Consider the following 22,167-nt stretch of genomic DNA (forward strand, 5'->3'; position numbering starts at 1 on the left):
GCCCACCGATGGGGCGCCTGGCGCGAGCCGTTGAACGGCCCGCTGCGGGCTGCTGCGTCATCGCGATCCCTCGTGTTCGGTCGGCGTCCGGTCGACGTCCGGGTCTCGGCGTCCGGTCCGCAACGGGATGATTCCTCCCCCGCCACTGTCTGGCAAGGGCTTGCAGAGTCTTGCACAAGTGTCCGACGAGCCGCCTGTCCGCGTGAAATCAGGGCCGTAGGACCCGCAGGGGCGGGTCACGAAGCGGTAACTGGCGCGGTGTCTTGCACTTTTTTTCTGCAAGGTCTTTCGCCGGGCTTGCAACGCTGTTACGTTTCCGGTCGCCCGGCGGCGGCAATGGCGCGGTCGGAAAGTCGGCAGGACGGCGGACGGGGCCGTTACCTGTTCACGGGCTTAACCCTCAAGGAGAACTCATGCGGCGTGGCATAGCGGCCACCGCGCTGGTGGCGTCCCTCGCCCTCACGGCGACGGCGTGCGGCGGGAGCGACAACGGCGACAAGTCGGACGGTCCGGTGACCATCACCTGGTGGGACACCTCCAACGCCACCAACGAGGCACCGACGTACCAGGCCCTGGTCAAGCAGTTCGAAGCGGCCAACAAGGACATCAAGGTCAAGTACGTCAACGTCCAGTTCGACCAGGCGCAGAACAAGTTCGACACGGCCGCCGGCTCCAAGGGCGCCCCGGACGTGCTGCGCTCCGAGGTCGGCTGGACCCCGGCCTTCGCCAAGAAGGGCTACTTCGTGCCGCTGGACGGCACCGAGGCCCTCGCCGACCAGGACAAGTTCCAGCCCAGCCTGGTCACGCAGGCCCAGTACGAGGGCAAGACCTACGGCGTCCCGTTCGTCACCGACACCCTGGCCCTGGTCTACAACAAGGCCCTGTTCAAGAAGGCCGGCATCGCCGAGGCCCCCAAGACCTGGGACGAGCTGAAGTCCGCCGCCGCCAAGATCAAGGACAAGACCGGCGTCGACGGCTACTGGGGCTCCACCCAGGCCTACTACGCCCAGAGCTTCCTCTACGGCGAGGGCACCAACACCGTCGACGCCGACGCCAAGAAGATCACGATGAACTCGGCGCCCGCCAAGAAGGCCTACGGCACGTGGCTCGGCCTGTTCGACGGCAAGGGCCTGCACAAGGCCGACACCACCGCCGACGCCTACGCCCACATCCAGGACGCGTTCATCAACGGCAAGGTCGCCGCGATCATCCAGGGTCCCTGGGAGATCACGAACTTCTACACGGGCTCCGCGTTCACGGACAAGTCCAACCTGGGCATCGCCACCGTCCCGGCCGGCTCCTCCGGCAAGGCGGGCGCCCCGACCGGCGGACACAACCTCTCGGTCTACGCCGGCTCGGACAAGGCCCACCAGGACGCGGCCATGAAGTTCGTGAACTTCATGGCCTCGGCGAAGTCCCAGGAGACCATCGCCCTGAAGAACTCCACGCTCCCCACCCGCGACGACGCCTACACCGACGAGGTCAAGGCCGACCCCGGCATCGCGGGCTACCAGGGCGTCCTGCCCGCCGCCCAGCCGCGCCCGGCGCTGCCCGAGTACGGCTCCCTGTGGGGCCCGCTCGACACCGAGCTGCCCAAGATCGCCGCCGGCAAGGAGTCCCTGGACAAGGGCCTGAGCAACGCGGAACTCGCGATCGCCAAGCTGGTCCCCGACTTCAGCAAGTGAGCCGTCGTGGCTGTCGGAGTGCTCCCGTGAAGGGGAGGACTCCGACGGCCACCGGCCTGTGCCCAGCCCAACTCCCTGATCTTGCAAAAGGTGTCGAACCATGACAGTCGCCATCGACCGCGCGACCGGCAGGCGCCGCGGTGACCGCGCGCCTCGGCCCGGGCTGGGGCAACGCCTGAAGAACGGCTTCCAGAAGTACTGGTACGCCTACGCGATGATCGCGCCGGTGGTCGTCGTGCTCGGCGGCCTCGTGGGCTACCCCCTGGTGCGGGGCTTCTACCTGACCCTCACCGACGCCAACAGCCTCAACTCGGCGCGCACCATCGGCGTCAACCACATCGAGGCCACCTACAAGTTCATCGGGCTGGACAACTACCAGGACATCCTGTTCGGCCCGACCTCGTACGACCGGTTCTGGTCGCACTTCCTGTGGACCGTCTTCTGGACGGCCGCCTGCGTGTTCCTGCACTACACCATCGGCCTCGGCCTCGCGCTCATGCTCAACCAGAAGCTGCGCGGCCGCACCTTCTACCGGCTGATGCTGGTCCTGCCATGGGCCGTGCCGACCTTCGTCACGGTCTTCTCCTGGCGGATCATGCTCGCCGACTCCGGTGTGCTCAACCAGGTGCTCGGCAATCTGCACCTGCCCCAGCCGCAGTGGCTGGAGGACACCTTCTGGCAGCGGTTCGCCGCGATCATGGTCAACACCTGGTGCGGTGTGCCGTTCATGATGCTCTCGCTCCTCGGCGGCCTGCAGTCCATCGACTCCACGCTCTACGAGGCCGCGGAGGTGGACGGCGCCAACGCCTGGCAGCGGTTCCGGTACGTCACGCTGCCCGGTCTGCGCTCGGTCAGCTCCACCGTGGTGCTGCTCGGCGTCATCTGGACCTTCAACCAGTTCGCCATCATCTTCCTGCTGTTCGGCCCCTACAGCGCGCCCGACGCCCAGATCCTCGTCACCTGGGCCTACTACCTGGGCTTCGGACAGCAGCCGCGCGACTTCGCCCAGTCCGCCGCGTACGGCGTACTGCTGCTGTCGATCCTCACCGTTTTCACCTCCTTCTACTTCCGCTGGCTGAAGCGCAATGACCAGCTCGCCGTCTGACGCCGCAGGAGCCGCCCCCATGAGCACCACGACCCTCGAGAAGACACCGGCCGGACCGGCGTCCGCCCCGCCGCCCCCGCACCGGACCCGCCGGCGGGGCGAGCGCGGCCCGCTCGGCAGCGTCCTCCTGCACGGCGGCCTCGCCGTGGCGAGCCTCGTCGCGCTGGCCCCGGTGGTCTGGCTGTTCTTCCTGTCGCTCGGCCCGGACAAGGACGACTACCTGCACCCCGGCAAGATCTTCGGCAAGCTCACCTTCTCCAACTACAGCTTCGTGCTGCAGCACACCGCCTTCTTCGACTGGCTCAAGTCGACGATGATCGTGGCCCTCGGCACCACCCTGATCGGTGTCTTCGTCGCCGCCACCACCGGCTACGCGGTCTCGCGCATGCGCTTCCCCGGCTACAAGCAGCTGATGTGGGTGCTGCTGCTCACCCAGGCCTTCCCGATCGCCATCCTGATCGTGCCGATGTACGAGATCTTCGGCCGGTTCGGTCTCATCGACACCTACTGGGCCCTGATCGTCATCAACTGCACCACGGCCGTGCCCTACAGCGCCTGGCTGCTCAAGGGATACTTCGACACCATCCCCTTCGAGATCGACGAAGCGGGACGCATCGACGGGCTCAGCCCCTTCGGCACCTTCGTACGGCTGATCCTGCCGCTGGCCCGCCCGGGGCTGGCCGTCGCGGCCTTCTACAACTTCATCACGGCCGTCGGCGAGGTCGCGTTCGCGACCACCTTCATGCTGGACGACTCCAAGTACACCTTCGCGGTCGGCCTGCAGAGCTTCGTCAGTGAGCACGACGCCCAGTGGAACTACATGGCCGCCACCGCGGTGTTGATCGCCATTCCTGTGTCGGTCTTCTTCTACCTTGTCCAGAAAAACCTCGTCACCGGCCTCACCGCGGGCGGCACCAAGGGCTGACCCCCACGCGCCCGACAACGGCTCCCGCGCGCCTGACCCGCGCGGGTGGCGGCCGCGGTGCCCTCCCCGAGCTCTCCGAGCAAGGGGGCCCCTGACCCCGCGGGCACCGCGGCCGCCTCATCACCCGGACGCCGTCACCCCTGCCCACGACAAGCAATCGCCCCCCCCAGCTCTCGCCCACGCCGGAGCAGGGGAACACCCGACGCACCAAGGACGCCATGAGCAAGCAGTACTTCCCGGCCGAATCCCCCCTCTCCGAAGCGGCTGCCACCACCGTCGCCCCGCGCCGCGACTGGTGGCGGGACGCGGTGATCTACCAGGTCTATCCGCGCAGCTTCGCCGACAGCGACGGCGACGGCATGGGCGACCTGGAGGGCGTACGCTCCCGCCTGCCGTACCTGCGCGACCTCGGTGTGGACGCCGTCTGGCTCAGCCCGTTCTACGCCTCCCCGCAGGCCGACGCCGGCTACGACGTCGCCGACTACCGAGCCGTCGACCCCATGTTCGGCAACCTGCTGGACGCCGACGCGCTGATCCGCGACGCCCATGCGCTGGGTCTGCGGATCATCGTCGACATCGTGCCCAACCACTCCTCCGACCAGCACGAGTGGTTCAAGCGCGCGCTCGCGGACGGCCCCGGCTCCCCGCTGCGGGACCGCTACCACTTCCGCCCCGGCAAGGGCACGGACGGCGAACTCCCGCCCAACGACTGGGAGTCCATCTTCGGCGGCCCCGCCTGGACCAGGGTCACCGAGCCGGACGGCACCCCTGGCGAGTGGTACCTGCACCTGTTCGCGCCCGAGCAGCCCGACTTCAACTGGGACCACCCGGCCGTCGGCGACGAGTTCCGCTCCATCCTGCGGTTCTGGCTCGACATGGGCGTCGACGGCTTCCGTATCGACGTGGCCCACGGCCTGGTCAAGGCCGAGGGCCTGCCCGACCTCGGCAGCCACGACCAGCTGAAGCTCCTGGGCAACGATGTCATGCCGTTCTTCGACCAGGACGGCGTGCACGCGATCTACCGCCAGTGGCGGCACATCCTCGACGAGTACTCGGGCGACCGGATCTTCGTCGCGGAGGCGTGGACCCCGACCGTCGAGCGGACCGCGAACTACGTGCGCCCCGACGAACTGCACCAGGCGTTCAACTTCCAGTACCTGGGCACCGAGTGGGACGCCGGCGAGCTGCGCGAGGTCATCGACCGCACCCTGGAGGCCATGCGCCCGGTGGGTGCCCCGGCCACCTGGGTGCTGTCCAACCACGACGTCACCCGGCACGCCACCCGGTTCGCCAACCCGCCCGGCCTCGGCACCCAGATCCGCAGCGCGGGCGACCGCGAGCTCGGCCTGCGCCGGGCGCGCGCGGCCACGCTGCTGATGCTGGCGCTGCCCGGTTCGGCGTACGTCTACCAGGGCGAGGAACTGGGCCTGCCGGACGTCGTGGACCTGCCGGACGAGGTGCGCCAGGACCCGGCGTACTTCCGGGGCGAGGGCCAGGACGGGTTCCGCGACGGATGCCGCGTGCCCATCCCGTGGACCCGCGAGGGCTCCTCCTACGGCTTCGGCGGCGGGGGCAGCTGGCTTCCGCAGCCCGCGCACTGGGGCCGGCTGAGCGTGGAGGCCCAGCAGGGCGTGCCGGGCACCACCCTGGAGCTGTACCGCTCGGCCCTGGCCGCCCGCCGCGCCCACCGTGACCTGGGCGCCGGCGAGGCGGTGGAGTGGCTGCGCGCGCCCGAGGGCGTCCTCGCCTTCCGGCGCGGCGAGTTCGTCTGCGTGGCGAACACGACCGGCGAGTCGGTGACCATCCCGGCGTACGGCCGGGTGCTGCTCACGAGCGGCGAGGTCACGGAGGCGGACGGCGAGGCGAAGGTTCCCTCCGACACGACGGTGTGGTGGACCACGGCCTGACCCGACAGGTCACAGTTTCACATCAACTCCCCACGGCCCGCTGCCCGTTGAGGCAGCGGGCCTTCTACCATCCGGGGTCAACGACTTGCTGAACCTTTCAGCAAGAGCCTTCAACGAAGAAGGAACCCCCACATGGCCATCCGCAGACCCCTTTCATACGCGGCCGCCCTCGCCGTGGCCGCCTCCGTGGCCCTCGCGGCGCCCGCCGCCGCCTCCCCGCCCGGCACCAAGGACGTCACCGCGGTCCTCTTCGAGTGGAACTACGCGTCGGTCGCCAAGGAGTGCGCGAACACCCTCGGCCCGGCCGGCTACGGCTACGTCCAGGTCTCCCCGCCCGCCGAGCACATCCAGGGCCCGCAGTGGTGGACGTCGTACCAGCCGGTGAGTTACAAGATCGCCGGGCGGCTGGGTGACCGCGCCGCGTTCCAGAACATGGTCAACGCCTGCCACACGGCCGGGGTGAAGGTCGTCGTCGACACCGTCATCAACCACATGTCGGCGGGCAGCGGCACCGGCACCGGCGGTTCCTCGTACACCAAGTACGGCTACCCGGGCCTGTACTCGAACAACGACTTCAACGACTGCAGGACCGACATCACCAACTACCAGGACCGCTACAACGTCCAGTACTGCGAACTGGTGGGCCTCGCCGACCTCAGGACCGGGTCGGACTACGTCCGCCAGGCCATCGCGGGCTACATGAACGACCTGCTCTCCCTGGGCGTCGACGGCTTCCGTGTCGACGCGGCCAAGCACATCCCGGCCGCCGACCTCGCCAACATCAAGTCGCGTCTGAAGAACCCTTCCGCCTACTGGAAGCAGGAGGTCATCCACGGCGCGGGGGAGGCGGTCCAGCCGACCGAGTACACCGGCAACGGCGACGTCCAGGAGTTCCGCTACGCCTACGACCTCAAGCGGGTCCTCACCAACGAGAAGCTCGCCTACCTCAAGAACTACGGCGAGGGCTGGGGCTACATGAACAGTTCGGTGGCCGGCGTCTTCGTCGACAACCACGACACCGAGCGCAACGGCTCGACTCTCAGCTACAAGAACGGCGCGAACTACACGCTGGCCAACGTCTTCATGCTGGCCTGGCCCTACGGCGCCCCCGACATCAACTCCGCCTACGAGTGGTCCGACGCGGACGCCGGTCCCCCCAACGGCGGCAAGGTCAACGCCTGCTGGCAGGACGGCTGGAAGTGCCAGCACGCCTGGCCGGAGATCAAGTCCATGGTCGCCTTCCGCAACGCCACCCGCGGCCAGGCGGTGACGAACTGGTGGGACAACGGCAACAACCTCATCGTGTTCGGCCGCGGCAACAAGGGCTACGTGGTGATCAACCACGAGAACACGACGGCCGATCGCTCGTACCAGACCTCGCTCCCCGCGGGCACCTACTGCGATGTGCAGAGCAACAGGACCGTCACGGTGGACGGCAGCGGCTGGTTCAAGGCATCGGTCGCCCCGAACACCGCCCTCGCCATCTACGCGGGAAAGCCGAGTTGCTGACGACCCCGCGCCTGCTCCTGCGGCCGGTCGAGCCGGACGACGTACCGGCCCACCGCCGCCTGTGGACCGATCCGGAGGTGCGCCGCCACCTCGGCGGACCGGTCCCCGAGGAGACGGTGCGCGCCCGTGAACGGGGCTGCGTGGCCGCCCCCGGGCTGCTCACCATCGTGCACATGGAGGGTCAACCGCAGGTCCTCTACCGCTTCCCGTGATGGCGGGGCCGGCGCTCCGGGAGTGGAGCGCCGGCCTCCGTCGGGGCGGGCGGCCGGTTGCGTGAAAAAAGTTGCCATGAGTTTCAGGGGTATTGCAGTAAGGCTTGCGCAGGCGATACGTTCGCGGCCGCGCCCGGTGGCCCTGTTGATGGCCGGGGCGAGGGGTCGCAGTCAAGTGAGCCGTACCGCCAAGGAGTTCACCCCGTGATACCGAGATGGCCGGCGCCCTCGCGGCGCCGCACCCCGTCAGGCAGACGCGTCGCCGCCGTCACCGCGGCCGCGATTGCCGCAGCGCTCCTCCCGCCGCTGACGGCGCGGGCCGCCGAAAAGCCGCCCGCGCCGCCCTCGGACGCGAAGCTCGCCGCCGAGCCCGCCCGGCACGACAGCACCCGGGAGCAGTTCTACTTCGTCCTGCCGGACCGTTTCGCCAACGGGGACACCGCCAACGACCGGGGCGGGCTGACCGGTTCACGCCTCGTCACCGGCTACGACCCCACCGACAAGGGCTTCTACCAGGGCGGCGACCTCAAGGGCCTGACCAACCGGCTCGACTACATCAAGGGCCTGGGCACCACGGCCATCTGGCTGGCGCCGATCTTCAAGAACCAGCCCGTGCAGGGGACCGGCAAGGACGCCTCGGCCGGCTACCACGGCTACTGGATCACCGACTTCACCAGGGTCGACCCGCACTTCGGCACCAACAAGGACCTCACGACCCTCATCTCCAAGGCACACGCCAAGGGCATGAAGGTCTTCTTCGACGTCATCACCAACCACACCGCCGACGTCGTCGACTACGAGGGCGGCGCCCACGAGTACCTGTCCAAGGGCGCCTTCCCCTACCTGACCAAGGACGGCCGCCCGTTCGACGACGCGGAGTACGCGGACGGCACGAAGAAGTTCCCCGCTGTCGACGCCTCCTCCTTCCCGCGCACCCCGGTCGTCCCGGCCGCGAAGAAGAACGTCAAGGTCCCGTCGTGGCTCAACGACCCGACGATGTACCACAACCGCGGTGACTCCACCTACACCGGTGAGAACGCCACCTACGGCGACTTCTCCGGCCTCGACGACCTGTGGACCGAGCGCCCCGAGGTCGTCAGCGGCATGGAGAGGATCTACCAGCGCTGGGTGAAGGACTTCGGCGTCGACGGCTTCCGCATCGACACCGTCAAGCACGTCAACATGGAGTTCTGGACCCAGTGGGCCACGGCGCTCGACGCCTACGCCGCCGCCCACGGCCGTAAGGACTTCTTCATGTTCGGCGAGGTCTACTCCGCCGACACCGCCGTGAACGCCCCGTACGTCACCGAGGGCCGCCTCGACGCCACGCTCGACTTCCCGTTCCAGGACGCGGCCCGCGCCTACGCCTCCCAGGGCGGCAGCGCGAAGAGGCTCGCGGGCGTCTTCGGCGACGACTACAGGTACACGACCGACAAGGCCAACGCCTACGAGCAGGTGACCTTCCTCGGCAACCACGACATGGGCCGCATCGGGTACTTCCTCAAGCAGGACGACCCGAAGGCGACCGACGCCGAGATCCTGCGCAAGGACAGGCTCGCCAACGAGCTGATGTTCCTCAGCCGCGGCAACCCCGTCGTCTACTACGGCGACGAGCAGGGCTTCACCGGCTCCGGCGGCGACAAGGACGCCCGCCAGACCATGTTCGCCTCCAAGGTCGCCGACTATCTCGACGACGACCGGATCGGCACCGACCGCGGCCACGCGAGCGACGCCTACGACACCACCGCGCCGCTCTACCGGCAGATCGCCGCCCTCGCGAAGCTCCGCAAGGACAACCCGGCCCTCGCGGACGGAGTCCAGACCGAGCGGTACGCGGCGGACGGGCCCGGTGTCTACGCCGTCACCCGCACCGACGCCCGGACCGGAGCCGAGTACGTCGTCGCCTTCAACAACGCGGGCGAGGCGCGGACCGCCACGTTCGCCACCGGCTCGGCGCGGATGACGTACCGCGGGGTGTACGGCACCGGGGCCGCCGTGACCTCCGGCGCCGACCGCGAGGTCACCGTCACCGTCCCGGCCGGATCGTCCGTCGTCCTCAAGGCCGCGGGCACCCTCGACCGGCCCGCCGCCAAGCCTGCCGTCACCCTCACACCCCCCGCCCAGGGCGCCACCGGCACCGTCGAGCTGAGCGCCGACGTCACCGGCGGGCAGCTCAACCGGGTCGTCTTCGCCGCGCAGACCGGCAACGGCCCCTGGAAGGTGCTGGGCTCCGCCGACCACGCCCCCTACCGGGTCACCCAGACCCTGCCCCGGACCGTCCCGGTCGGCACCGCCCTGCGCTACAAGGCGGTCGTCGTCGACTCGGCGGGCCGCACGGCGAGCGCGACCGCGGCCTCCACCACCGGCACCCCGCCGGCCCCCGAGGTCCCCACCGCCTCCTCCCGCGACTACGCCGTCGTCCACTACAAGCGCGCCGACGGCGACTACGCGAACTGGGGCCTGTACGCCTGGGGCGACCTCGCCGACGGCGAGTCGACCACCTGGCCGGACAGCCACCCGTTCACCGGCCGGGACGCCTACGGAGCCTTCGCCCACGTCAAGCTGAAGCCGGGCGCCTCCGACGTCGGCTTCCTGGTCATCGACAAGAACGGCAACAAGGACGTCTCCGCCGACCGGTCCATCGACGTCACCCGGACGGGCGAGGTCTGGATCGAACAGGGCAAGGACGACGTACGGACCACGCGCCCCGAGTATCCGGCGCAGGACCCGGCCAAGGCCGTCCTCCACTACCACCGCGCCGACGGGAACTACGACGGCTGGGGCCTGCACGTGTGGACCGGCGCCGCGCACCCCACCGACTGGTCGAAACCCCTCCAGCCGGTCAAGACTGACTCCTATGGCGCGGTCTTCGAGGTACCGCTCACCGACGGTGCCACCAGTCTCGGCTACATCATCCACAAGGGCGACGAGAAGGACCTGCCCACCGACCAGTCCCTCGACCTCACGGCGGCCCACGGCCACGAGGTGTGGCTGATGAGCGGCCAGGACAAGCCCCTGCTGCCCCAGCCCGCCGGCGGCGCGGGCGCCCTCGACCTCACCACCTCGAAGGCGGTCTGGATCGACCGGGACACGGTGTCCCTCAAGGGCGTGGAGGGCGCCGCCTCCACCCAGCTGCTCTACTCCCACGACGGCTCGATCACCGTCCAGGACGGAACGCTGACCAGCGACGACGAGCGCTGGCTGCGGCTGGCGAGGACCACGCTCACCGACGCCCAGAAGGCGAGGTTCCCGCACCTGAGGGACTACACCGCCTGGTCCGTCGACCCCCGCGACCGCACCCGCGTCCGCGAGGCCCTGCGCGGCCAGATCGTCGCCTCCCAGCGGGCCGCGAACGGCGCCGTGCTCGCCGCGACGGGCGTCCAGCTCGCGGGCGTGCTCGACGACGTGTACGGCACCCTCGCCACCAAGGCGGAGCTCGGCCCCGTCTTCCACCAGGGCAGGCCCACGCTGAGCGTGTGGGCACCGACCGCGCGGGACGTCGCCCTGGAACTGGACGGCAGGCCGGTCGCCATGCACCGCGACGACACCACCGGCGTCTGGTCCGTCACCGGCCCGGCGTCCTGGAAGAACAAGCCCTACCGGTACGTCGTGACCGTATGGGCGCCCACCGTCCGCAAGGTGGTCACCAACAAGGTCACCGACCCGTACTCGGTCGCCCTCACCGCGAACTCCGAGCGCAGCCTCGTCGTCGACCTCGACGACCGGGCGCTGGCCCCGAGCGGCTGGCCGGGCCTGGCCAAGCCCAAGGCCGTACCGCTCAGGGACGCCCAGATCCAGGAGCTGCACATCCGGGACTTCTCCGTCGCGGACCGCACGGTCCCGGCCAAGGACCAGGGCACCTACCTGGCCTTCACCGACAAGAACAGCGACGGCTCCCGCCACCTGCGGGACCTGGCGAAGGCGGGCACCTCGTACGTGCACCTGCTGCCCGCCTTCGACATCGCCACCATCCCGGAGAGGAAGGCCGACCAGGCCACCCCGGACTGCGACCTGGCCGCCCACCCGGCCGACTCCGAGCGGCAGCAGGCCTGCGTGGCGGCGACCGCCGCGAAGGACGCCTACAACTGGGGCTACGACCCCTACCACTACACGGTCCCCGAGGGCTCCTACGCCACCGACCCGGACGGCACGGCCCGTACCGTCGAGTTCCGGCAGATGGTCAAGGCGCTCAACCAGGACGGCCTGCGGGTCGTCATGGACGTCGTCTACAACCACACGGCCGCCGCCGGCCAGGCGGACACCTCCGTGCTCGACCGGATCGTGCCCGGCTACTACCAGCGGCTCCTCGCCGACGGCTCGGTGGCCGACAGCACCTGCTGCGCGAACACCGCGCCCGAGAACGCCATGATGGGCAAGCTCGTCGTCGACTCGGTCGTCACCTGGGCCCGGCAGTACAAGGTCGACGGCTTCCGCTTCGACCTCATGGGCCACCACCCCAAGGCGAACATGCTCGCCGTCCGCAAGGCACTCGACGCGCTCACGCTCAAGAAGGACGGCGTGGACGGCAGGAACATCATCCTGTACGGAGAGGGCTGGAACTTCGGCGAGGTCGCCGACGACGCGCGGTTCGTCCAGGCCACGCAGAAGAACATGGCGGGCACGGGCATCGCGACCTTCTCCGACCGCGCCCGTGACGCGGTCCGCGGCGGCGGCCCCTTCGACGACGACCCGGGCGTCCAGGGATTCGCCTCCGGCCTGTACACCGACCCCAACTCCTCCCAGAGCAACGGCAGCAGGGCCGAACAGAAGGCCCGCCTGCTGCACTACCAGGACCTGATCAAGGTCGGCCTGAGCGGCAACCTCGCCGCGTACCGCTTCACCGACACCGGCGGCAAGGAGGTCACCGGCGCCGAGGTCGACTACAACGGCGCGCCCGCCGGGTACGCGGACGCCCCCGGCGACGCCCTCGCCTACGCCGACGCCCACGACAACGAGTCGCTGTTCGACGCCCTCGCCTACAAGCTGCCCTCCTCCACGAGCGCGGACGACCGGGCCCGGATGCAGGTCCTCGCCATGGCGACGGCAGCGCTGTCCCAGGGGCCCGCACTGTCCCAGGCCGGGACCGACCTGCTGCGCTCGAAGTCCCTCGACCGCAACTCCTACGACAGCGGCGACTGGTTCAACGCCATCCACTGGAACTGCGCCGACGGCAACGGCTTCGGCCGCGGGCTGCCCATGGCGGCCGACAACCAGGACAAGTGGCCGTACGCCAAGCCGCTGCTCACCACCGTCGGGGTGGGCTGCCCGCAGATCCAGGGAGCCTCGGCCGCGTACCGGGACCTGCTGCGCATCCGCACGACCGAGCAGTCGTTCTCCCTGGCCACGGCGGCGCAGGTGCAGCGGAAGCTGTCCTTCCCGCTGTCGGGCGGCGACGAGACGCCCGGCGTGATCACCATGAGGCTCGGCGATCTCGTCGTGGTGTTCAACGCCACGCCCGAACGGCAGCGGCAGCGCGTCGCGGACCTCGCGGGGACCGGCTACCGGCTGCACCCGGTGCAGACTGCGGGCGCCGATCCGGTGGTGAGGACCTCGTCGTACGAGAAGGCGACCGGGACGTTCACGGTCCCGGCGCGTACGGTCGCGGTGTTCAGGAACTAGCGCGGGTCCCCGGCCGGCCCGGAACAGGAGAGCTCATGCCGCAGATCACCGTCGACTACTCCGAGCGGTTGGCCGACGCCTTCGACCGGCGTGCCTTCGCGCGGGAGCTGCACGCCCGCACGGTCGAGATCGCGGCCGCCAAGCCTCCGGCGTGCAAGACGCAGTTCCGCCGGACCGAGGACACCGCCGTCGGTCCGGACACCGAGGGGCACGCGATCGTGCACGTCACCATCGGCCTGCTGGCCGGGCGCACCGACGAGACCAAGGCTCGTCTGACGGAGGCGGTCCTGGAGGCGCTGCGGGAGCATGTGAAGCCGGTGGAGGGCCTGGCGCTGCACGCGTCGGCCGAGGTGCGCGACCTCGACGCCTCCTACCGGAAGTTCGACGCCTGACGAGCGGGGCAACCAGCGTCAGGAGGCGAGAGCGACGAGCCGGCCGACCAGGTCCAGGAAGGGGCCTTCGGCCGGCTCGTCCTTGAAGACCCGGCGCATGAGCGCGCCCAGCTCCTCGTCATGGGCGGCGCTGACGGCGACCAGCGCGCCGAAGTCGTGCACGAGCTGGACCTCCAGCTCGGCACGCGGTATGCGCCGGCCGTCCAGCCAGATCAGCGCCGTCGACTCCGCGAGCGAGATCCACGAGCGGACGACCAGTTCCAGCCGCGCGGGCGGCTGATCGATCCCCAGATGCGAAAGGATCTGGTCGTACGCGACCTGCCGGACGGAGTCGACGAGCGCGTTCGTCGTCGACGAGCCGACCGCCGGGCCGCCACGCATCAGGGCCGAGAAACCGGGCCCGTGCTCGTCCACGAAGTCGAAGAACCGGCGCATCACCCGCAGCAGCCGCGCCCCCAGCGGGCCCTCGTGCGGCTCCGTGAACCGGCCCGCCAGATCGTCCGAGGCGCGCTTCAACGCGGCCTCGTACAGGCTGAGTTTGCCGGGGAAGTAGTGGTAGACCAGCGGGCGCGAGATACCCGCCGCCGACGCTATCTCGTCGATGGAGACCTCGTCGGGCGAGCGGCGGCTGAACAGTTCGAGGGCGACGCCGATCAACTGCTGCCGTCGTTCGTCGACTCCCATCCTGCGGCGAACCCCGGTAGTCATACGAACACCTTACCGATCGATTCCGGCCCCGAACGGACCGGCAAGGACCGACCGCGGTGTTCGACCGCGGCTCGTCACACCCCGCCGCGCCGACCGCTCACTTCTGACGCAGCACGGCGACGGACCTGCCGTCGGCCAGCTTCCCCTTCAGGTCGGCCTGTGCACCCTGCCGGGTCCGCACGACGAGCAAGCGGCCCTGGGTGGAGGCGCTGACCCCGCCGGTCGCGCTGATCGAGGCGGTGTCCCGGTCCCCGGCCGCGAGCAGGTACCAGGCGCCCGCCTGCGACTTCCACAGCACCCCGGCCAGCACGTGCGGATCGCGGACGCCGCACGCGGGCACGTTCTCGGCCTGGGCCGCGACCGCCGCGTACTTCCCGCCGGGCGTGTGGAACTGGGCCAGTACCCGCGTCCCGTCGCCGCGCCAGGTCTCGGCGCGGGTGCACACCCACGCGGCGGCCGAACCGGTCGCGTCGGGCAGCGGCTGCTCGGCGTACTCCCAGGCGTTGACCGACCGGACGCCCTGTGCGCGCACGGCACCCAGCGAGCAGGCCAGCGGCGCCCAGGCGCGCAGCCCCGCCGCACCGGACACCTCCTGCGGGGCATCGGGGCGGCCCGTGGTGAGGCGGGCGGGGGCCAGTTCGCCGAGGTCGGCCAGGAGCTGGGTGCCGGGTTCGCCGGTCAGCTGGAGCGCGTTCCACGAGGTGCAGCCGCCGCTGCGCTGGACCGGGCTGGCCAGCGGCCCGGTGACACCGCCCGTGAGGCCGAGGTCCATCGCCCCGGCGTCCGGCTTGAGCAGGTCCCGCTCGGCCGCCGCCTTCACCCAGGGCGCCGTCAGATAGCGGACGTTCCCGTCGGAGCGGCCCAGCACCACCGCGCCCGCCTCCGCGCCGGCGGCGCCGTCGACCCGGGCGAAGTCGAGGGCGGCCCCGGCCGAGGAGTCCCTCGGCTCGGCATAGCGGGCGATACGCAGGCCGTCGTGGAAGAGCACCACGCGCGCGTTGTCGACGTCGCCGGCGTAGAGCAGTTGCGGCGGTCCCGCGGGGCCGCCCGTGGCGGTGCCGGGGGTGGCCGAGACCCGTACGGACTCGCCGGGGCGGGCCCAGACGGCGAGCGCCCGGCGCAGCAGGGCCGTGTCGCCGGCCAGGTTGCCGCGGGCCGGCCACACGGAGAGGTCGAGCCGCGCGGAGGTCCGCCAGGCGGTGGGGGCGATCCTGGTCAGCCTGCCCGGATCGAGGGCGGCCTCGGCGGACGGGTTGTGCGCGTAGGCGGGTGCGGCGGCGCCGTCCGGACCCCAGCCGCCGCCCGGCAGCGCGACCAGCGCGCCGCACACGGCGAGGGCCGCGGCCGCGGCGAGCGCGGCCCTGGTGTGCTGCCTGCGCCGCTTCAGATCGGTGGGCCGGGCCTGCAACGAGCACGGGTCGAACTCGGGGGAGTCGAGGAGCGCGTACTGGGCGGGCAGGCGGTCGGCCTGGCGCAGCGCGGCGACCGGGTCGGCCACGCCCGCGGCCGTCAGCACCTCCCGCACGGCGGGGTCGGGGAGCCTTTCCAGGCCGCGCAGCACGTAGGCGGCACGGGCCGGCCCGGACAGGGTCGCCAGCTTCTGGTCCAGCGCGAGTTCGTCGGCGCCGCCCGAGCGCGGGAACAGGCGCAGGCCCCACACCAGGGGCAGCGCCGGCCGCAGTCGGGCGCGTCCGGTCCGGATCCCGCGCGGTGGGCGGCCCGCCCCCAGCGCCGTGCGGATCACCTGGAGGCGGACGAAGGCGTAGCCCGGGTCGGACTCGCGTCCGGCCGACTGGGCCGGGATCACGGTCGCCGAGGACCGGCCCCGCGGCAGCGCCCGCTGGGCCAGCGCGTGCGCGGTCAGCACACGGCGGCCCCGCCCGAGTCCGGGCGGCAGCACCAGATAGGCGAGCCGGACCAGACGCGGATAGTGCTCGACGAGCGCGGCCTCGGCCCGCTCGGCATCGACGACCGGCCCGGAGGAGGACTTGTGGCGCGGGGCGACATCCTGTGACTGCACGTCCAGGCCAACGAGCGAGCCGGTCCTAGGTCACACGGGGGTCCGGCGTTCTCAGTCCTCGGGCTCCACCAGCAGCCGGGCGTAGTTCGCCATCGAGCGCTGGTAGCGGGGGAGATGGGGCGCGAGGGCACCGAGGACGAGGGACAGGCCCTCGCGGTCACGGCCCAGACCGGACAGGCACAGTGCCAGACACGCCCGTACGGCGTCGTCCAACTCGTCCGAGGGTCCGTCCAGTTCGGGCGTGAGCAGCCTGACGCCCTCCTCCGGCCGGCCGAGGTTGCGCAGCGAGCTGGCCAGCTGGATCCTGGCCCGGCGGCCCCGGTAGCCGCTCAGCCCGCGCTCCAGTGCCTCCTGGTAGAGCGGCACCGCCCGGTCCGAGCGGCCGGTGGAGTCCCAGGCACAGGCCTGCTCGAACGGGCCGAGCGGGCTGCCGTCCGGCAGTTCGGCGACGAGCGCGTCGACACCCGCCCGGAACGCGGGCGCCTCGTCCTCGGAAAAGTCGTCGAAGCGGGCCCAGGCGGCGGCCACGCGGTCTTCCCAGTCCTGGTTCACCGGCTCACGTTCGCACGCGTGTGCAGGCGGCGTCCACCGGATTGAGCGCTGTGCGCACCGCAGCCGTATCGAAGGGCGGCCCCCTGCCGGGGCCCGGTGCGGCATGCTTGTGGCGCCTGCCGCCGGGAACGGAGTGCCGGAAGCGACCGGAGGAACAGATGAGGGTGACCCGACCGATGCTCGCGGTGGCCGGTGCCGCGGCGGCACTGGTACTGACGGGGTGCGGTTCCGGTGACGGCGCGGCGGCGAAGGTGCCGCCGACGGCGACCGGCAGCCTGGAGAGCCTGGCCGCCGAGGTGAAGTGCGAGCCGGACATGCAGACCGACGCCGACACCATCCGGCAGGCCATCTGCACCAACCCCACCGGCAAGTTCGTCCTCGCCACCTTCGCCACCGACCGCGGCCAGCGGGAGTGGATCGACGACGCCAAGGACTACGGCGGCTCCTACCTCGTCGGCCGCAAGTGGGTCGCCGTCGGCGACAGCGGCGTGGTCACCGCGCTGCGCGCCACCCTGGGCGGTGACGTGGAGACGGGCAAGGACCACAGCGCCCACAGCGCCCACAGCGCCCACGGCGCGCACAGCGGCTGAGCCGCTCGGAGGGGCACGGCACGCACGGGCACACGGCGAAGGCCGGCGGCGGGATCTCCCGCCGCCGGCCTTCTTCAAGAGGTCACCGGTCCAGTATCACCGGATCAGGGCGTCACTTGCAGTTCCGGCCCGAGTTGACACAGCTGGCGATCTTGTTCGCCAGGCCGCCGGTCGTGATGTTGATGAAGTCGTCGTGGTCGGTGGCCGCCTTGTGCAGCTGCTCGGGGAAGCCGTCGACCGCGTAGGCGTTCTTCACCGCACCGTTCTCGATGCTCGGCCGCGGCACGTCGTAGACCAGGCGCATCGTGAGCTTCGGGATGGCCTTGAAGCCGCTGGGGCAGTTGCCGCGCTGGTCGGCGAAGGCTATGTGCGTACGGTGGTTGGCGCTGTCGGTGTTCTGCCCGTCCCAGCAGCTCTGGAAGGCGAACGTGCGCACCATCTTGCTGCCCTCGGGGCAGATCGGGTACTGCTCCGTCAGCTGGACCTTGTTCTCGAAGCCGGTGCAGCTCCAGTGCGCGTTGGCGTTGGCCAGACCGTTGGTCGTGGTCTTGGCGTCACCGGTGATGATGCGCAGGAACTGCGGCATGGCGACGACCTTGCCGGTCGGGCTGCCGACGTACTTGATCTCCGCCTGGAGCGGCTTGAGGATCCGGCCGACGTTGCCCTCCTTGCCACCGCCGTCCGCGTCCTGGTCGAAGTCCTGCGAGCCGTCCTGGACCCGGATCACCGGCCAGTAGTACGCCGACAGGTCGTTCTTGTTCTGGCAGCTCGTGGCGCTCTGCAGGAACGTGTCGTTGCTCGAGAACGCGTCGATCTTCTGGTTGCCGACGTAGTCGTGCAGGTGGTGGGCGCCGTTGGCCACACCGGGCGCCACGATCACGTTGTCCGTGTTGTGGTTGCCGTTGGCGTTCACACCGCAGCGCGTGGTGAAGGTGCCGTTCGAGGCGTTGCGGCTCTTGCGCGGCTTGGCGGGGACGTTCGGCTGGACCGTGGTGATGTCCACGAAGTCCGCCGCGACCGGGCCGTTCCCGGCCTGACCGCCGGTGCCCTGCTGCCCGCCGTCGCCGCCCTGCTGACCGCCGTCGTTCTGGCCGCCGTTGTCGCCCTGCTGCCCGTTGTCCTGGCCGGTGTCCTGGCCGTCGTTCTGGCCGTTGTCCTGACCGCCCTCGCCGTCGCCCGCGTCCGTCTGGTTCTGCTCGACGGGGGTGCCGGTGCAGGGCGCGAGGTCGTCCAGGTTGCCGGGGGTCTTGCCGCCGGCCCGGTTGATCTCCAGCTTGATCCGGTCGAGGATCACCTTGCGCCGGTCCTTCAGCGGACCCAGGATGGCGTTCTGGACGAAGCTGGCGTCTCTGGTCTGCGCGTCGCGCGTGGTGGCCAGCCGCTGGTAGGCCTCGGTGATCTGCTGGTCGAGCGTGGCGAGTTCGCCGTCGACCTCTCCACGGGCCTGCTCCGGCACGGCGGTGAGCTGCTGGCCGACGTCAGGGCACTTGATCGTCGCGACCTGCGCGTTGACGGCCTTCGTCCGGTTGCCTCCCCACGCGTCGTTCTTCGACTCGTGCGCGGATGCGTAGTAGTTCGCCCATACAAGCCCGCCCCCACCGAGCGCTAGGGCCGCCGCCCCGGCTATGGCCTTGGTGGCCAGCGGCATTCGGCGTTTGCGTGTGTTGCGTCCCATGGAACTCCTCTGACTTCCTTGCGGGGCAGCATCGAGGCGCCCGACAGGAGTGAAGCGGCTCCCATGGATACGGACGCGGTCCCGGGCGTGTTCAGCCGACCCACGAATTCTTGCGCGATTCGTGGGTAACTTGAGCCGCAACTGCCGTGTTTTCGCAGGCAGTTGCGGTCGCAGCGGCTGAAACCCGGGGCCGTCCGGAGGCCGAGTGTCTTTGCTCTAGAGTCCGAGAACCTTCGCCTCCACGGCCGGATCCAGGCCCACCGGAGGCCGGCCGGGCCGCTGCGGAGCCGCACCGCCCAGGGCCCGGAGCCACGTCCAGGTGTCCGCGACCGTCTCGGTCACGGGGCGGCAGCGCAGGCCGGTCGCGAGGGCCCGGCCGACATCGGCGCCGTGCAGCGCGTGGTGGCCCTCGCTGCCCGGCGGTATCCACACCGGCAGCTCCGTCCAGGGTTCGATGCCCGCGGCGAGGATCGTCTCCGGATCGGTCCAGCGCAGCTCGGCGTCGGCGCCGGCGGCCCGCACGCAGGCCTCCAGCAGCTCACCCATCGTCGTGTGCCCCTGCGGGCTGATCATGTTGTACGGCCCGCTCAGCTCCTGCTCCACCGCGCCGAGGATCCACGCGGCGAGGTCGCGGACGTCGATGTACTGAAGGGGCAGGTCCCGCGGGCCGGGCGCCAGGACGGGGCCGCCCCGCGCGATCCGGCTCAGCCACCACGGCAGCCGCCCGATGTTCTCGTGCGGCCCGAGGATCAGCCCGGCCCGTACGAGCACCGAGCGGTCCGCCCCGAAGGCCTCCACCGCGGCCAGCTCGCCGCCCCGCTTGTCCCGCGGGTACTCCGTCTGCCCGGCGCCCGCCTCGGCGCCCTCGACCAGCGGCGCCGCCTCGGTGTAGCCGGCGGGCGGAGCCCAGGCGTACACCGAGCAGGACGACACGTACACGTACCGGCCGGCGCGGTCCCGCAGCAGCCGCGCCGCGTCCCGGACCGCGTGGGGCGCGGCCGACCAGGTGTCGACGACCGCGTCCCACGCGCCGTCCGTCAGGGCCTCGAGCCCGTCGGGCGCGGTGCGGTCGCCGCGCAACGACCGCACTCCGGGAACGGGCGCGTGCCGCCCCCGGTTCAGGACCGTCACATCCCAGCCGCGCCCGGCCGCCGCCTCGGCGACGGCCCGCCCCGCGAACTCCGTACCACCCAGCACCAGAAGTCTCATACCGGTGACTGTGCCCGTCCGGGCCGTGGCAGGGAACCGGATTCTGCCGCCGGCAGAGATCAACGTCCGTTCGGCGGAGCGTACTTGTAGCCTACGCGGCGCACGGTCTGGATCGTCCGGCGGTGCTCGGCGCCCAGTTTGCGGCGCAGTCGGGCGATATGGACGTCGACGGTGCGGCCGTCGCCCACATGGTCATAGCCCCAGACCGTGGTGACCAGTTGGTCGCGGGTGTGCACGCGGTGCGGGTGGGCCACGAGATGGGCCAGCAGTTCGAACTCCAGGTAGGTGAGGTCGAGTCCGTGCCCGTCCACCTCCGCGATCCGCCGTGCGGTGTCGACGCGGACGAGCGGGTCGCCGGCGCCGGGTGCGGTGCCGCCGCCCGCCCCGGCCTCCGGACGGTCGGGTTGATCGAGGCGATCGAGGTGGTCGGGGCGGGCGGGCACCGCCACCGGCAGGTGCGGCGGACGCTGGTCGGCGGGCACGAGCACCAGGTAGCCGACCATCGGCGGCCGGCCCGGCAGCCTGGGCACGGCGTGCTGCGGAGCCGGCAGCCAGGTGGCGCCGGGCGGCAGGAGGTCGGCGATCTCCTGCCCCAAGCTCTCAGCTTCGTTCGACCGGGGGAGACCCCAATCCTCGTCCCGGCCCACGGCCCGCAGCCGGTGCCGTGCGGAGGCGGGGGAGGAGGGGGAGCGGGAGGAGACGGGGGCGGGAAGGGTGGCGTCGGTCAGAGAACGGGTGGTCGCCATGACAGGTCAGCTCTTTCGCGGGAGAGGTTCGCCGGAGGACCGACGGCCGCGAGTTCGTGGTCGGGCGCGTCGGGACGTACGTCGTTCCGCGCGGACCGGAGACCGGTGGGGTTACGGCTTCACCGGGCCCGCGCGTGCGGCGCGCGGCAACAGAGCCGGTCGAAGTCGTGGTGCTGACGGGAGGGCCAGAACGGCTCCAGGTCGACGCGACTCGTCGCGACGCACTCCCGGAAACCGACCATGCCCCCATTGAAGCAGACCCCGTGTCGGGACAGGACCCTCTTCTCACTGCGCGGACACCCGCCGGCGGGCAGCCGGCGCCCGGCTGCCGCGCCACGCGTTCGGATCAGGCCGGCCCCGCCTTCCCCGGGGCGGTGCGGCAGGTGGCGATCAGCTGACGCGTGCGGCCGTACGGGTCGACGTTGGCATTCCGCCGGCGGTCCTTGACGCAGCCCTTGCCGTCCCGCTCGACCTGCCAGGGCATGCGGACCGGGGCATCGTGGTGCACGGCGAGGGCCCGCCGCTCCCGGCCGGGAACAGCGGGCCCTCGCCCGTCGGGGGCGGGTCTCATCCCACCTTCTCGATCACCGCGCGCCGGATCAGGAACTTGCCCGGCTCCCGGACCTCCTCGAAGGCCGCGTCGTTGAGCAGGACGCAACTGCCGGAGACGGACGTGACCTTCACCGTGATGGCCTTGTTGTTGTCCAGGTTGGTGACCTTCAGCGTGGTGCCCGCCGGGAACTGGTTGCTGGACGCGGCCGGTGCGCCGCCCTCGCCGGAGAGCGTCACGGTGGAGCCCTGGCACACCTGCTGTCCGGACGCGGCGACATCGCCGCCTCCGTTCCCGGCAGCACCGGCCTGCTGACCGTTCTCCTGCCCGGCCTGCTGTCCGGCCCCCTGGCCGTTCTGCTGACCGTTCTGCGCCTCCTGCTGCCCGGCCTGGGAGTCCTGAGCCGACTCCCCCACCGTGCACCCGGCCGCGGCCTGCTGGCGCTTGATCTGTTCGATGACCTCCTGGCGGTTGGCGATCCGCGCCTCGGACAGCGCGTCCGGATCGGCCCGCTGGTCTTCGATGAACTTCTGGTTGTTGCCGAGGGCGGTGGCGAACCCCTGGCAGGCCGTCGAGTCCGCGGCGGAGAGGGTCCGCGGCGACTCCGGCTGGGCGGCGTTGGACGTGGCCGCGAGGGCGAAGGCCCCGCCGCCGGCCACCGCCGCGGCCGTGACCAGCAGCGCGACCTTCTTCTTGGTGCTGACAGTGCGCCTACGCGACATGCGCGCCTCCTGAAGAGGTGAGGGAGCGTACGCCGCTAGGT

The 22,167-nt window shown here is 71.0% G+C and carries 16 protein-coding genes and 1 pseudogene; 9 read left to right on the forward strand and 8 right to left on the reverse strand.

The features are described from left to right. Positions 1-413 precede the first annotated feature (413 nt). From CG719_RS04450 to CG719_RS04485, 8 genes are all read left to right on the forward strand, one after another. Positions 414-1,685, forward strand: coding sequence for an extracellular solute-binding protein (locus tag CG719_RS04450; RefSeq protein WP_100567120.1), 1,272 nt, complete (start codon positions 414-416; stop codon positions 1,683-1,685). Between the two features lie 100 nt (positions 1,686-1,785). Beyond that, positions 1,786-2,790: a carbohydrate ABC transporter permease gene (locus tag CG719_RS04455; RefSeq protein WP_100567121.1), complete on the forward strand. Its 1,005-nt coding sequence runs from the start codon at positions 1,786-1,788 to the stop codon at positions 2,788-2,790. Between the two features lie 19 nt (positions 2,791-2,809). Next, positions 2,810-3,715 (forward strand): sugar ABC transporter permease, encoded by a 906-nt coding sequence (locus CG719_RS04460; RefSeq protein ID WP_100567122.1) that lies wholly within the window; start codon positions 2,810-2,812, stop codon positions 3,713-3,715. Between the two features lie 218 nt (positions 3,716-3,933). Beyond that, on the forward strand, positions 3,934-5,622 hold the full coding sequence (locus CG719_RS04465) for a glycoside hydrolase family 13 protein (RefSeq protein WP_100567123.1): 1,689 nt from the start codon (positions 3,934-3,936) through the stop codon (positions 5,620-5,622). A gap of 132 nt (positions 5,623-5,754) precedes the next feature. Then, positions 5,755-7,131: an alpha-amylase gene (locus CG719_RS04470; RefSeq protein ID WP_100567124.1), complete on the forward strand. Its 1,377-nt coding sequence runs from the start codon at positions 5,755-5,757 to the stop codon at positions 7,129-7,131. After that, positions 7,125-7,343 (forward strand): GNAT family N-acetyltransferase, encoded by a 219-nt coding sequence (locus CG719_RS04475; RefSeq protein ID WP_199836504.1) that lies wholly within the window; start codon positions 7,125-7,127, stop codon positions 7,341-7,343. The genes CG719_RS04470 and CG719_RS04475 overlap by 7 nt, the downstream gene beginning before the upstream one ends. A 204-nt stretch (positions 7,344-7,547) precedes the next feature. Further along, complete coding sequence (gene pulA, locus CG719_RS04480) at positions 7,548-12,962, forward strand: pullulanase-type alpha-1,6-glucosidase (protein WP_100567125.1); 5,415 nt, start codon at positions 7,548-7,550, stop codon at positions 12,960-12,962. 35 nt (positions 12,963-12,997) lie between these two features. Continuing rightward, positions 12,998-13,354, forward strand: a complete 357-nt coding sequence (locus CG719_RS04485; protein ID WP_100567126.1) for a 5-carboxymethyl-2-hydroxymuconate Delta-isomerase — start codon at positions 12,998-13,000, stop codon at positions 13,352-13,354. An 18-nt stretch (positions 13,355-13,372) separates the two neighbouring features. On the opposite strand, the gene CG719_RS04490 is transcribed toward CG719_RS04485, so the two are convergent. The 3 genes from CG719_RS04490 to CG719_RS04500 form a co-directional block, all read right to left on the reverse strand. Beyond that, entirely contained in the window at positions 13,373-14,062 is a 690-nt protein-coding gene (locus tag CG719_RS04490) for a TetR/AcrR family transcriptional regulator (RefSeq protein WP_100567127.1), read from the reverse strand. A 97-nt stretch (positions 14,063-14,159) separates the two neighbouring features. Beyond that, a complete protein-coding gene (locus CG719_RS04495; RefSeq protein ID WP_100567128.1) occupies positions 14,160-16,082 on the reverse strand; it encodes a hypothetical protein in 1,923 nt (640 codons plus the stop codon). Positions 16,083-16,133: 51 nt separating this feature from the next. Further along, complete coding sequence (locus CG719_RS04500) at positions 16,134-16,634, reverse strand: tetratricopeptide repeat protein (RefSeq protein WP_234375403.1); 501 nt, start codon at positions 16,632-16,634, stop codon at positions 16,134-16,136. 158 nt (positions 16,635-16,792) lie between these two features. Here CG719_RS04500 and CG719_RS04505 point away from each other — a divergent pair, with 158 nt between their 5' ends. Then, positions 16,793-17,224, forward strand: coding sequence for a hypothetical protein (locus tag CG719_RS04505; RefSeq protein ID WP_199836505.1), 432 nt, complete (start codon positions 16,793-16,795; stop codon positions 17,222-17,224). 112 nt (positions 17,225-17,336) lie between these two features. On the opposite strand, the gene CG719_RS04510 is transcribed toward CG719_RS04505, so the two are convergent. The 5 genes and pseudogenes from CG719_RS04510 to CG719_RS04530 form a co-directional block, all read right to left on the reverse strand. Next, entirely contained in the window at positions 17,337-18,899 is a 1,563-nt protein-coding gene (locus tag CG719_RS04510) for a DUF1996 domain-containing protein (RefSeq protein ID WP_100567131.1), read from the reverse strand. A gap of 216 nt (positions 18,900-19,115) precedes the next feature. Next, a complete protein-coding gene (locus CG719_RS04515; RefSeq protein WP_100567132.1) occupies positions 19,116-20,108 on the reverse strand; it encodes an NAD-dependent epimerase/dehydratase family protein in 993 nt (330 codons plus the stop codon). A 59-nt stretch (positions 20,109-20,167) separates the two neighbouring features. Beyond that, positions 20,168-20,854: a winged helix-turn-helix domain-containing protein gene (locus tag CG719_RS04520; protein ID WP_100567133.1), complete on the reverse strand. Its 687-nt coding sequence runs from the start codon at positions 20,852-20,854 to the stop codon at positions 20,168-20,170. A 346-nt stretch (positions 20,855-21,200) separates the two neighbouring features. Then, positions 21,201-21,350, reverse strand: a pseudogene (locus CG719_RS35730) (glutamine synthetase); the annotation flags it as partial. Between the two features lie 71 nt (positions 21,351-21,421). After that, a complete protein-coding gene (locus CG719_RS04530; RefSeq protein ID WP_100567134.1) occupies positions 21,422-22,126 on the reverse strand; it encodes a hypothetical protein in 705 nt (234 codons plus the stop codon). Positions 22,127-22,167 lie beyond the last annotated feature (41 nt).

The sequence above is a fragment of the Streptomyces sp. CB01373 genome (assembly GCF_002803075.1).
Lineage (GTDB): Bacteria > Actinomycetota > Actinomycetes > Streptomycetales > Streptomycetaceae > Streptomyces.